This window comes from Rothia mucilaginosa, from assembly GCF_964211445.1.
Taxonomy (GTDB): Bacteria; Actinomycetota; Actinomycetes; order Actinomycetales; family Micrococcaceae; genus Rothia; species Rothia mucilaginosa_E.
Genome location: NZ_CAXOQT010000041.1, coordinates 1 through 13,344 on the forward strand (window position 1 = coordinate 1; position 13,344 = coordinate 13,344).

13 protein-coding genes and 1 pseudogene are annotated in these 13,344 nt (G+C 58.6%); 9 read left to right on the forward strand and 5 right to left on the reverse strand.

Going from position 1 to position 13,344, the window contains the following annotated elements:
• The first annotated feature begins 65 nt into the window (after positions 1–65).
• From rnpA to AB8E48_RS08530, 7 genes are all read left to right on the forward strand, one after another.
• A complete protein-coding gene (rnpA, locus tag AB8E48_RS08500) occupies positions 66–443 on the forward strand; it encodes a ribonuclease P protein component (RefSeq protein ID WP_368886427.1) in 378 nt (125 codons plus the stop codon).
• Complete coding sequence (gene yidD / locus AB8E48_RS08505; protein WP_368886428.1) at positions 440–913, forward strand: membrane protein insertion efficiency factor YidD; 474 nt, start codon at positions 440–442, stop codon at positions 911–913. The genes rnpA and yidD overlap by 4 nt, the downstream gene beginning before the upstream one ends.
• Before the next feature lie 51 nt (positions 914–964).
• Positions 965–1,954 (forward strand): membrane protein insertase YidC, encoded by a 990-nt coding sequence (gene yidC / locus AB8E48_RS08510; RefSeq protein ID WP_368867436.1) that lies wholly within the window; start codon positions 965–967, stop codon positions 1,952–1,954.
• A 111-nt stretch (positions 1,955–2,065) separates the two neighbouring features.
• Positions 2,066–2,632, forward strand: coding sequence for a Jag family protein (locus AB8E48_RS08515; RefSeq protein ID WP_294629010.1), 567 nt, complete (start codon positions 2,066–2,068; stop codon positions 2,630–2,632).
• A gap of 1 nt (position 2,633) precedes the next feature.
• Positions 2,634–3,275, forward strand: coding sequence for a 16S rRNA (guanine(527)-N(7))-methyltransferase RsmG (rsmG, locus tag AB8E48_RS08520; RefSeq protein WP_390897102.1), 642 nt, complete (start codon positions 2,634–2,636; stop codon positions 3,273–3,275).
• Positions 3,276–3,729: 454 nt separating this feature from the next.
• Positions 3,730–4,572, forward strand: a complete 843-nt coding sequence (locus AB8E48_RS08525) for a ParA family protein (protein WP_005504078.1) — start codon at positions 3,730–3,732, stop codon at positions 4,570–4,572.
• A gap of 236 nt (positions 4,573–4,808) precedes the next feature.
• On the forward strand, positions 4,809–6,107 hold the full coding sequence (locus tag AB8E48_RS08530) for a ParB/RepB/Spo0J family partition protein (protein WP_368886429.1): 1,299 nt from the start codon (positions 4,809–4,811) through the stop codon (positions 6,105–6,107).
• A 110-nt stretch (positions 6,108–6,217) separates the two neighbouring features.
• Here AB8E48_RS08530 and trxA read toward each other — a convergent pair whose 3' ends face one another.
• The 5 genes from trxA to AB8E48_RS08555 all read right to left on the reverse strand — a co-directional run bounded on the left by trxA (position 6,218) and on the right by AB8E48_RS08555 (position 11,496).
• Positions 6,218–6,544 (reverse strand): thioredoxin, encoded by a 327-nt coding sequence (trxA, locus tag AB8E48_RS08535; protein ID WP_070684790.1) that lies wholly within the window; start codon positions 6,542–6,544, stop codon positions 6,218–6,220.
• A gap of 53 nt (positions 6,545–6,597) precedes the next feature.
• Positions 6,598–7,632, reverse strand: a complete 1,035-nt coding sequence (trxB, locus tag AB8E48_RS08540) for a thioredoxin-disulfide reductase (protein WP_368886430.1) — start codon at positions 7,630–7,632, stop codon at positions 6,598–6,600.
• 244 nt (positions 7,633–7,876) lie between these two features.
• Positions 7,877–9,067, reverse strand: a complete 1,191-nt coding sequence (locus tag AB8E48_RS08545) for a serine/threonine protein kinase (protein ID WP_368867438.1) — start codon at positions 9,065–9,067, stop codon at positions 7,877–7,879.
• A 195-nt stretch (positions 9,068–9,262) separates the two neighbouring features.
• Positions 9,263–10,927, reverse strand: coding sequence for a murein biosynthesis integral membrane protein MurJ (murJ, locus tag AB8E48_RS08550; protein WP_368886431.1), 1,665 nt, complete (start codon positions 10,925–10,927; stop codon positions 9,263–9,265).
• A 65-nt stretch (positions 10,928–10,992) separates the two neighbouring features.
• On the reverse strand, positions 10,993–11,496 hold the full coding sequence (locus AB8E48_RS08555; protein WP_368886432.1) for an NUDIX hydrolase: 504 nt from the start codon (positions 11,494–11,496) through the stop codon (positions 10,993–10,995).
• A gap of 129 nt (positions 11,497–11,625) precedes the next feature.
• Between AB8E48_RS08555 and AB8E48_RS08560 the strand changes: the two genes are divergently transcribed.
• Positions 11,626–13,050 carry a CCA tRNA nucleotidyltransferase gene (locus AB8E48_RS08560; protein WP_368886433.1) on the forward strand — a complete coding sequence of 475 codons (1,425 nt, stop codon included), beginning with the start codon at positions 11,626–11,628 and terminating at the stop codon, positions 13,048–13,050.
• Positions 13,051–13,184: 134 nt separating this feature from the next.
• Positions 13,185–13,344, forward strand: a pseudogene (locus AB8E48_RS08565) (30S ribosomal protein S6); the annotation flags it as partial.

Genomic DNA, 13,344 nt, shown 5'->3' on the forward strand with positions numbered 1-13,344 from the left:
GAAATACACGCGGAGGTTAGCTCAGTACACGAGCCGAATCTCCCACACTACGTAAAGGGGAACACGTGCTGCCTCAACGGCACCGTATGCGCACCAGCGCAGAATTCTCCCACGCCTTCCGTTCCGGCATCCGTACAGGACGTCGGAACATCGTTGTATCTACGGCGAAAAATCCTGGAAAAACAACCCAGGTAGGTTTCATTGTGTCGAAGGCGGTGGGCAACGCTGTCACACGCAATCTGGTCAAGCGCCGATTGCGTGAACTTGCCGCGCTCACCTGCGCCGCGCATCCGGAAGGCTACGCCATTGCCGTGCGAGCGCTTCCCGCCTCCGCGAACGCCAGTTGGGATCAGCTGCGCCGCGACTACGAATCGGCACTTGAGACCGCGTTCGCTAAGCTCAACCGACCGCAGAATGTCCCGAACGACGAGGGGACATCGTGAGTCACTCTCGCTGTTCTCACCGTGAAGAACGCTTCCACGCGCATCACAGCGGCACCTACAGCGCCTCGGTTGAGACTCTGGGTCCCGACGAACTGCTGGCGTTAGCGCCTAACGAATTCGTCAGGCCTGAAACTTTCCTGCAGGCACTCTACGTTCTACCGCAGAACCTGCTGATTGCGTGCATGAAGGCCTACCGCAAGGTCGTGTCCCCCCTCTACGGGGACGTGTGCCGCTACTACCCGACCTGCTCAGCCTACGCCCTGGAGGCGCTGACCACCCACGGTGCGATGGGTGGGCTTTCCCTGACGGTGCGCCGTATTCTGCGGTGTGTTCCCTGGGCGACCGGAGGTATCGACCCAGTCCCAGCGGGGAAGCGTACTTTCGCTCCCGGAGCAGAACCGAAAATTATTCTGCTCAACCACCCCCATCTTTACACCCCTCACACCGGTGGTGACGCCCGCCCTGAGTAGGCGGCGCCTCCCACACAATGACTTAGCCGAGTCCTTAAGGAGTATTCCCGCGTGAATATTTTTGATTTGATTCTTTGGCCGTTTAAATGGATCGTCTCCGTGGTCCTGTGGCTGTTCCACACTCTTTTCACCTCGCTGGGCATGGACCCGGCGTCCGGTATGACCTGGGTTCTGTGCATTATCTTCCTGACCCTGGTGATGCGTACCCTGACCATTCCGCTGTTCGTCAAGCAGATTAAGGCTATGCGCGGCATGACCGCTATGCAGGGCGATATGGCGAAGCTGCAGGAGAAGTACAAGGGCAAGAAGGACCAGCTCTCCCGCCAGGCTATGGCTCAGGAGCAGATGGAAATGTACCGTAAGCACGGTACGAACCCCTTCGCCTCCTGCCTGCCGATTCTGGCTCAGATGCCGATCTTCTTCGGTCTGTACCAGGTGCTGATGGGCGTTCCCACCGCGGCGCAGAGCAACGAGAGCGTGCTCATGCTGCCGGCTGATCTGGTGCACCAGTTCAATGACTCGCAGATTTTCGGTGCTCAGCTGTTCGCGACCATGCTGCACCCGGGCGCTGGTGACACTACCGCGACCGTTGTTCAGGCGGTCATCATGATTGTTCTGATGAGCGCGACCCAGTTCTACATTCAGAAGCAGCTGAGCGTGAAGAACATGTCGGAGGCGGCTCTGAACTCTCCGATGTTCCGTCAGCAGCAGATGATCATGTACATCTTCCCGATCATCTTCGCTGTTTCCGGTATTAACTTCCCGCTGGGTGTTATGTACTACTGGACCGTGTCGAACCTGTGGTCGCTGGGCCAGCAGTGGTGGGTTATCCGCAATAACCCGACCCCCGGTTCTCAGGCGGAGCGTGAGCTGAACGCTCGCCGTGCGGCGAAGGGCCTGCCTCCGATTGGTAAGACCCGTGAGCAGCACGAGAAGGATCTGCAGGAGGCTCGTGAGCGTGCCGCTGCGGGTCAGCGTCAGCAGCCGGTCAGCAAGAAGCGCCAGAAGCAGCAACGCAATAAGCAGAACGGAAAGAAGTAGTTTTCTTCCGTGATTCGGGCCGGGTTCTCGCCATGTGTGGCGCGGGCCCGGCGCCGTGTATGAGATACTTTTTACCCCTAGGACACCCCTCCGAACACCCTGAGGATTATCGTGACTGAAGCTATGGAATATGAGGACGAGCAGCTCGTTGAGGAGCAGCTGGTAGAGGAGCCCCTTGAGGGCGAAGAAGACGATTTTGAGGACATCGACGAGGAAGGCGATATCGCCGCTGATTACCTCGAGGAGCTCCTCGATATTGTCGATATGGACGGCGATATTGATATTGAGGTGCGCAATAACCGCATCTACCTTTCGGTCTTCAACGACGACGATGACAATGAGGAACTGCGCCACCTGGTCGGCCGCCACGGCGAGGTTCTGGAGGCACTGCAGGAGCTGGTGCGCCTCTCCGTCCTGGCCGGTAACGGCACCCGTTCCCGCCTGATTCTGGATGTTGCCGGTTACCGTGCTGAGCGTCGTGAGCAACTGGAGAAGATCGCTGCTGACGCTATTGAGAAGGTGCGCGCTACCGGACGTGATGAGCACCTGAAGCCGCTGAGCCCGTACGAGCGTAAGGTCGTGCACGATGTGGTCGCTGCCGCTGGTCTGTACAGTGAGTCTGAGGGTGAGGGCCCTCGCCGTCACGTGGTGATTTCCCTTCCCGAGGTAGGAGCCTAGTATGGAAACTTCGATGGTTACTCTCAACGAGAGTGAGCGCGCCGCCGCGGAGGCTGTGTTCGGTGAGCGTCTGCCCCTGGCGGAGCGCTACGTGCAGCACCTGGCGACGACCGGTATTGAGCGCGGTCTGATTGGTCCGCGTGAGGTGCCGCGCCTGTGGGCTCGCCACGTGCTGAACTGTGCCGTGGTGCAGGAGTACATCGCCCCGAACGCTTCGGTGGCGGATGTCGGTTCGGGTGCTGGACTGCCCGGCCTGTGCCTGGCGATTGCCCGTCCGGATTTGAAGCTGACTCTGATTGAGCCTCTGGAGCGCCGTGTCATCTGGCTGAATGAGGTTGTCGAGGACCTGGGCCTGGAGAACGTGACCGTGCTGCGCTCGCGCGCTGAGCAGGCCGTGGGCACTGTTGAGGCTGATGTGGTGACTGCGCGTGCTGTGTCCGCCCTGGTGGGTCTTCTGGACATTACCCTGCCGATTCTGCGCGGCACCGGCGAGCTGCTGGCTCTGAAGGGTCGTAGCGCCGCGGAGGAGATTACTAAGGCGAAGAAGAAGCTGAACCGCTACGGTGCGCGTGAGACTGAGATTCTCACTGCCGGCGGCGATCTGCTGGAAGAGCCGACGACGGTGGTTCGAGTCCGTCTCTAAAGGTTTCGTCTCAAATGGGCGGTACCGCAATAAGCTAGTGAATATGCTGGCTTGTGCGGTGCCGCCCATTTTTATGCGGATTTTACGGGCGCGTTGAGTGTTCGCATCCGCAGAGTACATAGAATGATCTCTCGCGTGGAGTATTGACCTGATGCCGGGTACCCTTAAGGGAGGGTTGAAACCTTAGACTCTTCTGCACTATTGCCCAGTAGCTTATTCGTGGAGCTTACGCCCTTCAAAGCTTCTGATGCGGAGGCAATGTTTCACGTGAAACATTGCAGGCGCCATCACCTCGGGAAGTATGTTTCACGTGAAACATGCGGAGAATGGGCGACGGTAGGGGAGTGGGGAACTAAATCCTCCTCGCATATAAATAAGGCAGAGTATTGCCACACGCGAGGCACCAGAAGAAGCATCACCGTAGACACACCACCCGGAATATGGAAGGCACCCGATGACTCCTCAAGCTCAGAAATCTGTTGCAGATTTGCTCCCCAAGCCTGTGCATACGCGTGTCTTCACCGTGTCGAACCAGAAGGGTGGCGTGGGTAAAACCAGTACCGCCGTGAACCTTGCCGCTGCGCTCGCGGAGGCTGGGCTCAACGTCCTGGTCATCGACAACGACCCGCAGGGTAACGCCTCGACCGCACTGGGTATTGAGCATGGTGTGGACGTCCCCAGTGTCTACAATGTCCTGATTGAAGATAAGCCGCTTTCTGAAATCGTTCAGGAATGCCCCGACATGCCCGGCCTATTCTGTGCCCCCGCCAATATCGATCTTGCGGGCGCGGAGATTGAACTGGTCTCCCTGGTGGCTCGCGAGACCCGCCTCAAGAACGCCCTCATGGATTACACCGAGTGGCGCGAGAAGCAGGGCATGGAGCGCCTGGATTACGTTTTTATCGACTGCCCGCCGAGCCTCGGCCTGCTGACCGTCAACGCCTTTGTCGCGGCAGAAGAGATTCTGATTCCGATCCAGTGCGAGTACTATGCGCTGGAAGGTCTGAGTCAGCTACTGAAGAATATTCAGATGATTCAGAAGCACCTGAACTCTAAGTTGCGCATCAGCACGATTCTGCTGACCATGTACGATGCCCGCACCAACCTGGCGTTCCAGGTGGCGGAGGAAGTGCGCGAACACTTCCCGGAGGAGACCCTGGGTGTGAAGATTCCTCGCTCGGTTCGTATCTCTGAGGCCCCCAGCTACCAGCAGACCGTCATCACCTACGACTCGTCGTCGACCGGCGCTCGCGCCTACCGCGAGGCAGCGCAGGAACTCTCGCGCCGATCCGCATAATCTAAATCTTTTGAAATGAGCCCTTTTGAATTGTCTATTGATGATTCAAAAGGGCTCATTTTATGCGGTATTTTCTGGGTAAAATCCTCAAAAACATCCTTATCGCATTAATTTTTGAAAATAGTGCGGATTGTGTGCCGCACAGTTTCCACTCCTGCTCTCGAGTGCTTATTTCGTTTACACTAGATGAAGAAGAAAAAATGAGCGGGCTCGTCCGGGAGTCCTAAGGAGTAACGATGGCTGAAAAGCGACGCGGCTTGGGTCGTGGCCTGGGGGCACTGATCCCTCAGAGTACGAAGAATTCTGGTAATGCTGAGGCGAAGGCATCCGAAAATACTGCTGCAGTAAAGGCGGCACCCAAGAAGGTCTCTGCTCCGATTGAAGAGCCGATGACTGACGGCCTCTTCGAAATGGCTCACGAGGCTAAGCCGGAGAAGCAGCGTAAGAGCACTAAGACCGAGGCTGTAGAGGCTAAGCCTGCTGACTCTGCGCCCACTCAGGAAAAGCCGGCTCCTGCTGAGAAAGCAGAAGAAAAGGTAGAAGCCCCCGCCTCCTCGCAGGATGTTTCACGTGAAACATCGAAGAAGAAGTCCCGCGTGGACATGGGTGCGGCACTGCGTAACACCACCCTGACTCGCCGCCCGGTGGACTTCTTCTTTGGTGAAGATGTCTCCACCCCCCAGTCTGTTTCCGAAGAGCAGAACGGCCTGGTTCCGGTTCCCGGTGCCCAGTTTGCCGAGTTGAATGTTCGCGATATCCACCCGAACCGTAAGCAGCCCCGAACCGATTTTGATGAGCAGGACATGGAGGAACTCATCCACTCGGTGCGTGAGATTGGTGTCCTGCAACCGATCGTTGTGCGTCCCTCGCGCGAAAACGGTGCCGAAAAGTATGAGCTGGTTATGGGTGAGCGCCGCTGGCGTGCAACCCAGGCGGCTGGCCTGAGCACCATCCCCGCGATTGTTCGTGAGACTGAAGACGGCGATCTGCTCCGTGATGCCCTGCTGGAGAACCTGCACCGTAGCCAGCTGAACCCCATTGAAGAGGCGGCGGCATATCAGCAGCTCATGGAGGAATTCGACACTACTCAGGAGCAGTTGGCTAAGCGCATTGGTCGTTCTCGCCCGCAGATTTCGAACACGATTCGTCTGTTGAAGTTGCCGGCTCTGGTGCAGCGTCGCGTTGCGGCGGGTATCCTCTCCGCCGGTCACGCGCGTGCCCTGCTGGCTCTGACCGATCAGGCTCAGATTGAGACTCTCGCGCAGAAGATTGTGAATGAGGGTCTGTCGGTTCGTGCAACTGAGGAGCTGGTGAACCATGCATCCGGCGCTGCAGAGGTGAAGGAGCGTAAGGCTCCTCAGCCTCAGAAGCACCGTGAGCGCCTGGACTACATTGCGGAGGCTTTTGCTGACAAGCTTGATACTTCGGTGAAGATTTCACTCGGTGCCCGTAAGGGTAAGATGACCATCGAGTTTGCGAATGTCGAGGATTTGAACCGCATTATCCGTGTTTTGGATTCTGATTTCTCGGGCTAAATTTTCATATAAATAACATTTAGCAACTGAATTCAGTTGAATATATAGAAAACCCTCGGTGATGTTTCACGTGAAACATCACCGAGGGTTTTCTATAGCCTCTCGAAAGATTAGCCCAGGTGCTCGGAGAACTCAGCCAGCAGAGCGGACTTGGTCTTGGCGCCTACGGTCTTCTTGACGACCTCGCCACCCTTGAAAAGGTAGATAGCGGGGATAGAGGTAATGCCGTACTTCATGGCGGTATCGCCATTTGCCTCAACATCCACCTTGACCACGTCAACCTGACCGGCGTACTCGCCAGCGATCTCGTCAATCACGGGACCAACCATGCGGCAGGGGCCGCACCATTCAGCCCAGAAATCCACGATAACGGGCTTATCGTTCTTCAGAACCAGTTCGTCAAAAGTGGCATCAGTTGCCTGCTGTGCACTGCTCACGGAGTGCTCCTTTCTGACACGGGGCGGATTCCCCAGCGAGTAATACGAATAGTTTAGAGGTTTTCGAGGTAGTGCTGCGCGTCCAGAGCGGCAATAGCACCGGAACCAGCAGCAATAATTGCCTGGCGGTAGGTCGGGTCGATCACGTCACCGGCAGCGAAAACGCCGGGAACGGAAGTCTTCGAGGAGCGACCCTGAACCGCGATGGTGTGGTTCTCGGTAATCTCCAGCTGGTCACGCACGAGCTCCACGCGAGGATCGGAGCCAATAGCGATGAACAGGCCCTGAACAGCCAGCTGGCGCTCCGAGCCGTCCTTGGTGTTGGTCAGGGTAATCGACTCGAGGTTGCTCTCGCCGTGAACTGCGGTAACAGCCGAGTCCCAGACAACCTCAATCTTCGGGTTGTTGAAGGCACGGGTCTGCATGATTTCAGAAGCACGGAACGAATCGCGGCGGTGCACCAGGTATACCTTGGATGCGAAGGTCGTCAGGAACAGTGCCTCCTCCAGTGCGGAGTCGCCACCGCCGACCACGGCGATTTCCTTGTCCTTGAAGAAGAAGCCATCGCAGGTCGCGCACCAGGAGACGCCGTAACCGGAGAGTCGGTCTTCGCCCTCAATGTTGAGCTTACGCACCTGGGAACCGGTGGTCATGATGACGGTCTTTGCCAGGTGAACGGCACCGTCGGCGGTGTAGACCTTCTTCACATCGCCGGTGAGCTCGACCTTTTCCACGTCCTGGTAGCGGATGTCCGTGCCGAAACGCTCAGCCTGCTGGCCGATGTTCTCCATCAGCTCGGGGCCCTGAATGCCCTGAATGAATCCGGGGAAGTTCTCGACCTCGGTGGTGTTCATGAGGGAGCCGCCGGGTGCCAGGGAGCTGGCGAAGAGGACGGGCTTCAGCTCGGCGCGTGCCGCGTAGATTGCCGCGGTGTAGCCGGCGGGGCCGGAGCCCACAATAATGACGTTGTGGACGGTTGCGTCGGCCTCAACCTCTGCTGCCGGTGCCGCCTCGGTGGCGGGTGCGGATGCGAGGTTCAGGTTGCCTAGGGCGGCGCCTCCGAAGAGGCCTCCCAGATTCTCAGTCATCAGATATGTCTTTCGTTGTAGGTCTTTCGTTATGCCCCTATAACAGGGCTTTACCCTCGATTATTCCATCTTGGGGGACCCTTAGCCAGATACTCCGCCCACTGTGAATCTTCGGGTAGTAACCCTGCCATAAAGAGTCATAAATGGACATCAAAAGGGCGGGGCTTCCGAACTCAGTAAGTTCAGAAGCCCCGCCCTTGTGTCTGGGGTGCGAGCGCCCTGTCGGCGTCGCTTTATGGGGTGATTAGTCCACCTTGATTTCGTTGATGCGCAGACCGTAACTCCAGTTACCAATGGGTAGGGAGAGGCGGGGCAGCTCGTTGACCACGATGATTACGTAGGCGCCCTTTTCTGCGCTCTGCTTGGAGGTGTCCAGGGTGACGACCGCGTCCTTGCCTTCGAAGGTGCCCTTGCCGACCTCAACTGCGCCGCTCAGCGATGCGGAGCTGTTGGTGTAGACGGTGAAGGAGCCGCCGGTGCCGGTGGTCTGCTGGATGGTCAGCTTGGAGACGACGGTGGGGGTCTGTAGCTTCAGTGCCAGGCCGAATTCCTTGATGGTGCCGGCGTAGTTGGCGGTGCCGAAGCCGTAGCTGATCCATGCGGTGTTGGCGTTACCGTCGGTCAGGTTGGGGATGAGGGTGTCCATGTCGTTCATGAACGTGGGGTCCGAGGGTGCGAAGCGGGCCACGGACGCGATCTTAGCCGGTGCGTTCGATGCCTTAGCGGTCGGGGATGCCGATGCGCTGGCGCTTGCCGCAGCCGATTCGGATGCCGAGATAGAAGACTTGGGGGTGTGGGGGCCTGCTGCCTGGTTGGAGCCGATAGCGCCCAGGGAGGTGAGGATACCACCTGCGACGATGACGAGCAGCAGGACGGCTGCCAGTGCGACGGCCCAGGTGCCGCGGCTACCGTCTTCTTCGTCCTCGTCATCTTCGTAGATGCTGGTAGGTTCGGAGTATGCGGTCACGGCTGCGCCATCGGATGCGTTCCAGTTCTTGGCGGCGGTGATGCTCTCCTGGTTGGCGGTGGAGGAGGAGACCTTCTCGTAGGTGTTGGGGGAGCTGCCGCTTTCGGAGTCGCCGAAGATTTCGGTGCCCAGCGCGTCTTCTGCGTTGGAGAGTGCATGGTTTTCGACCAGCAGGGTGTCCAGCAGGGTGTCGGGGCGGGTGTGGGAGGTGACGAGGTAGCGGCTACCTTCGGGGGTGATGCCCAGGTCGAGGATCTGGATGTTGCCGCGTGCGTTGGTTGCGAGCGCGCGGGAGTTTGCTTCCAGCAGTGCGCTGCGGCTGGGCGATGCGACGACGACCGAGACCTTACGGTTGAGAATCTGGTCGGTGCCTTCAAGCACCATGTCGGATTCTGCCGTAATGATGATGTGTGCGGTGATCTCGTAGCGGCCTCCGAGGACCGATCCGACCGGAATCTGTTGCGACAACGTGTTCTCCCGAGGTGGTTTCATAGTGCCTGCCGTGTGGCGGGCCCTGACTATTAGATTCTACCCGGCATTGAAGGATGCTGGGGCTGAGTGATAGTTTGTGGCGTCCGGGCGGCTGCCTGTGCCTTCTGCGGGCCCCGGTGTGGGGTGTAAGGCGCAGGCGGCAGCTACCCGGGTTGGGCGTTGTGCGCCGCTTTAGCGGCGGGCAAAACGCTCAAGTTTGGAGGTGAGGGGTGCCAGTAGTGCGTTGGCTTCCTTGACGCGGAAGATCTGCACGCCGGCGAGGTATGCGAGGCCCATGACGGTGCCGCATACGGCGAGGGTGATGATGGCGGTGATCTTGGATGCCCAGGCGAATCCGTCGAGCTGGTAGCCGCCGAGCAGCCAGAGCGCAATGGCTGCGATGCCGCCGGCGAAGAGGGACGCGAGGGTGGTGCGGGCGTAGGTGCTGATGATGCCTCGCTGGCCGTAGTAGCCGAGGCGGCGGCGGACCATGTGGTGGCTGATGAACAGAATCAGGATGTTGTGCACCGGGTAGATGAACGCGAGCATGTACACGGTGTACTGGGCGTCGAGCAGGGATGCTGCGAAGCTCATGATGACCATGATGATGGCGGAGTACACCTGGATACGGAAGGGGGTGCGTGCGTCTTCGCGGGCGTAGAGCACGCGGCTGTAGAGGTAGTTGATGGTGAGGGTGGGGGTGCCGAGCGCGGTGATGACGATGAGCTTGGCGATGATGGCTGCTGCGATGGGGTCGCCGCCGCTGAAGAGTACGGCGATGGGGCCTGCGAGCACCATGAGTGCGACCATGCAGAAGACGGTGGCTACGGCTGCGTTGCGCAGGCCGTGGGAGAGCGCGTAGATGACGCTGTCGCTGTCGTCGGCGATGGCGGAGGCGCTCATGCGGTTGAAGAGCACGGTGGCGATGGAGATGCCGATGACGCCGTGCGGGAGCATGTACAGCATGGAGGCGTAGTTGAGGGCCTGCAGGCCGGGGATTTGGATGCCGAGGGCGGCGTAGTGCTCGCGCTGGCCGACGATGCCGGCGGCAACCTTGGTCATGTAGAGGAACGCGAGGTTGGAGATGATGCCGGAGGCGAGGGTCCAGGCGGCGAGCTTGGAGGCTGCGCGCAGGCCGATGCCGCGCCACGCGAAGTCGGGCTTGAGGCGCAGGCCGAGCTTGCGCAGGGGGATGAACAGGACGAGTGCCTGCATGATGACGCCGAAGGTTGAGGAGCCAGCCAGCACGAGGGTCTGGGCGTTGGTCCAGGTTGCTACGGTGTGAATCGGGTGGGGGTTGGGGGTCTGTGCACCGAAGAGGAAGATGAACAGGAATAGCGACAGGATGGTGATGACGTTGTTGAGTACGGGTGACCACATGTAGGCACCGAATGCGTCTTTGGCGTTGAGGACCTGTCCGATGACGGTGTAGAGGCCGTAGAAGAAGATTTGGGGTAGGCACCAGAGGGAGAAGATGAAGCCGAGCTGTCGTTGTTCGGGGCTCCATCCTGAGCCCATGATGCTGATGATGGGCCAGGCGCAGGCGACGGTGATGATGGTGATGAGGCCGATTGCGGTGACGGTGAGGGTGACGAGTTTGGAGATGTATCGTGCACCGCCGTCTTGTGCTTTGGCTGCTTTGATGATTTGGGGTACGAGGACCGCATTAAAAACGCCACCTGCAACAAGCACGTAGATGAGGTTGGGTAGGGTGTTGGCGGTTTCGAAGACGTCGCCGACGGTTGAGAGCGAGCCGATGGCTACGGTGAGCAGGATGGTCTTGACGAATCCGAGGATGCGCGAGACGAGGGTGCCTGCTGCCATGATTGCGCTTGAGCGGGCGTCGTTACGTGCCACGTATGTCTCTCCTGTGTCGGCGGGTGATTGCTTCTTTTAGTTTTGGGGCTCTATTTAACGGGTGTTTAGAGCTGGGTGGTGATGTATTCGCGCGCGCTGCGGGCGATGTGTTGCTCGTTGGCGAATGAGAGGCGGGTGGGGAGCTCTTCGAGGGGGACCCATGCGACGTCGATTGCTTCGTGGTCGGGGTCGTTGTCGATGCTGAGTTCGCCGCCGGTTGCTGCGAAGAGGTAGTGGTGCACGGTTTTGTGGATGCGCGTGCCGTTGGAGGTGAACCAGTAGGCGATGGTGCCGAGGGAGGCTACCGGGTAGCCGGTGATTCCGGTTTCTTCGCTGATTTCGCGTTGTGCGGCTTCGACGGTGGTTTCGCCGTGTTCGATGTGGCCTTTGGGTAGGCACCATTCGCGGTGTCCGTTGCGGTTGATGCGGGCGATGATGGCTACGGGTAGCTGGTCGGGTCGGTCGAAGTCGATGATGAGTCCGCCTGCGGAGACTTCTTCGGGGGCGGGTACCGCTCGCGCGGGCGCGGTGAAGCGCGTTTTGGGTGCGCGGGGTACGGGAATGCTCATGGTTCTACCTTAACCGATATGTGAGGGTTTGTGTGTCTCGGTTTTGGGTGAGATAGCTGTCTCTTTGGTGTGGGTGTTGTGGGGGTGGGGTGGGCGTGCTGGTGGTTTTTCTGGCACGATTAAAGGATTATGTCGCTGTTTATTGATGTTGTGTCGAAGTACCCGGATGCCGCCGAGCTGGGAGAACTGTACCGTGCGGCGGGTTTTGAGCTGTACTTGGTGGGCGGTATTGTCCGCGACAATCTGCTGGATGATGGCGGCCATTTCACTGATTTTGATTTGACGACGGATGCTACTCCGGAGCAGAGTGAGCAGATTCTGCGTGGTTGGGGTGAGCATACGTGGGATATCGGCAAGGAGTACGGCACGATTAGTGCGCGTAAGAATGGCGTGGTGTATGAGGTGACCACGTACCGTGCTGAGGTGTATGTTTCGGATTCGCGTAAGCCGACGGTTGAGTTCGGTACGGACCTGAGTGCCGACTTGGTGCGTCGTGATTTCACGATTAATGCGATGGCGGCGGCTTTGCCCAGCGGTGAGGTTGTTGACTTGTTTGGTGGCGTTGAGGATTTGCGTGCGGGTGTTTTGCGTACGCCGCGCTCGCCGCAGGAGTCTTTTTCTGAGGATCCGCTGCGTATGATGCGTGCGGCTCGTTTTGCTGCGCGTTTTAATCTTGAGGTTGCCCCGGAGGTTTTCGAGGCGATGCGTGAGATGGCTGGCCGTATTGAGATTATTTCGGCTGAGCGTGTGCGTGATGAGCTGGTGAAGCTGATTGAGGCGGATTATCCGCGGGTTGGTTTGAACCTGCTGGTGGATACGGGCCTGGCGGATTATGTGTTGCCGGAGCTTCCTGCGTTGCGTATGGAGATGGATCCGGCGCATCACCATAAGGATGTGTATGCGCATTCGTTGAAGGTGATGGAGCAGGCGATGGAGAAGGAGACGGGCGAGGATGGCCCGTGTCCGGCTCCTGATTTTATTCTGCGTTTTGCGGCGTTGATGCACGATATTGGTAAGCCGAAGACTCGTAAGTTTGAGAAGGACGGCTCTGTCTCGTTCCTGCACCATGAGGTGGTGGGCGCGAAGATGGTGAAGAAGCGTATGCGTGCGCTGCGTTTTGATAATGACACGATTAAGGCTGTGGCTCGTCTGGTGGAGCTGCACATGCGTTTCTATGGTTACCGTGAGTCGGGTTGGACTGATTCTGCGGTGCGCCGTTATGTGCGTGATGCGGGGGATCAGTTGGAGCGTCTGCACCGCGTGTCGCGTTCTGATGTGACGACTCGTAATCGTCGCCTGTCGCGTTCGCTGGCTGAGGCGTATGACGATTTGGAGCGTCGTATTGCTGAGCTGGCTGCTCAGGAGGAGCTGGATGCGATTCGTCCGGACCTGGATGGCGGCCAGATTATGCAGATTCTTGGTATTGCGCCGGGCCCGGTGGTGGGTGAGGCGTATAAGTTCTTGTTGAACCTGCGTTTGGATGAGGGTTCGCTTCCTGAGGAGGAGGCGAAGGCTCGTCTTCTGCAGTGGTGGGAGCAGCGTCGCCAGGCGTAGCTTCTGCGGTTTTTCGGTACCGCATCGCATGGTTGAGCTCACGCGGTGCGGTACTGTTCTATCTGCTTTTTCTCGTGTATTGTTAAGAAATCTATGCGTGTTCCCCACCCGGTGTGCTTCACGTGTAGAGCACAATGAATCTCCTGCTATGGAAATCCCATAGCCGTTTAGCCCAAAGGAGGGGTTTAATCATGCGTGCATATGAACTGATGGTTATCCTCAACCCCGAGGTCGAGGATCGTGCGGTTGAGCCGTCGCTGTCCAAGTTCCTCGAGATCGTGACCAGCGAGGGTG

Coding starts and splice junctions, on each gene's coding strand:
- AB8E48_RS08530 (WP_368886429.1), top strand. CDS start 4,809: ATGGCTGAAAAGCGACGCGGCTTGGGTCGTGGCCTGGGGGCACTGATC.
- rsmG (WP_390897102.1), top strand. CDS start 2,634: ATGGAAACTTCGATGGTTACTCTCAACGAGAGTGAGCGCGCCGCCGCG.
- AB8E48_RS08560 (WP_368886433.1), top strand. CDS start 11,626: ATGTCGCTGTTTATTGATGTTGTGTCGAAGTACCCGGATGCCGCCGAG.
- AB8E48_RS08525 (WP_005504078.1), top strand. CDS start 3,730: ATGACTCCTCAAGCTCAGAAATCTGTTGCAGATTTGCTCCCCAAGCCT.
- AB8E48_RS08555 (WP_368886432.1), bottom strand. CDS start 11,496: ATGAGCATTCCCGTACCCCGCGCACCCAAAACGCGCTTCACCGCGCCC.
- trxB (WP_368886430.1), bottom strand. CDS start 7,632: ATGACTGAGAATCTGGGAGGCCTCTTCGGAGGCGCCGCCCTAGGCAAC.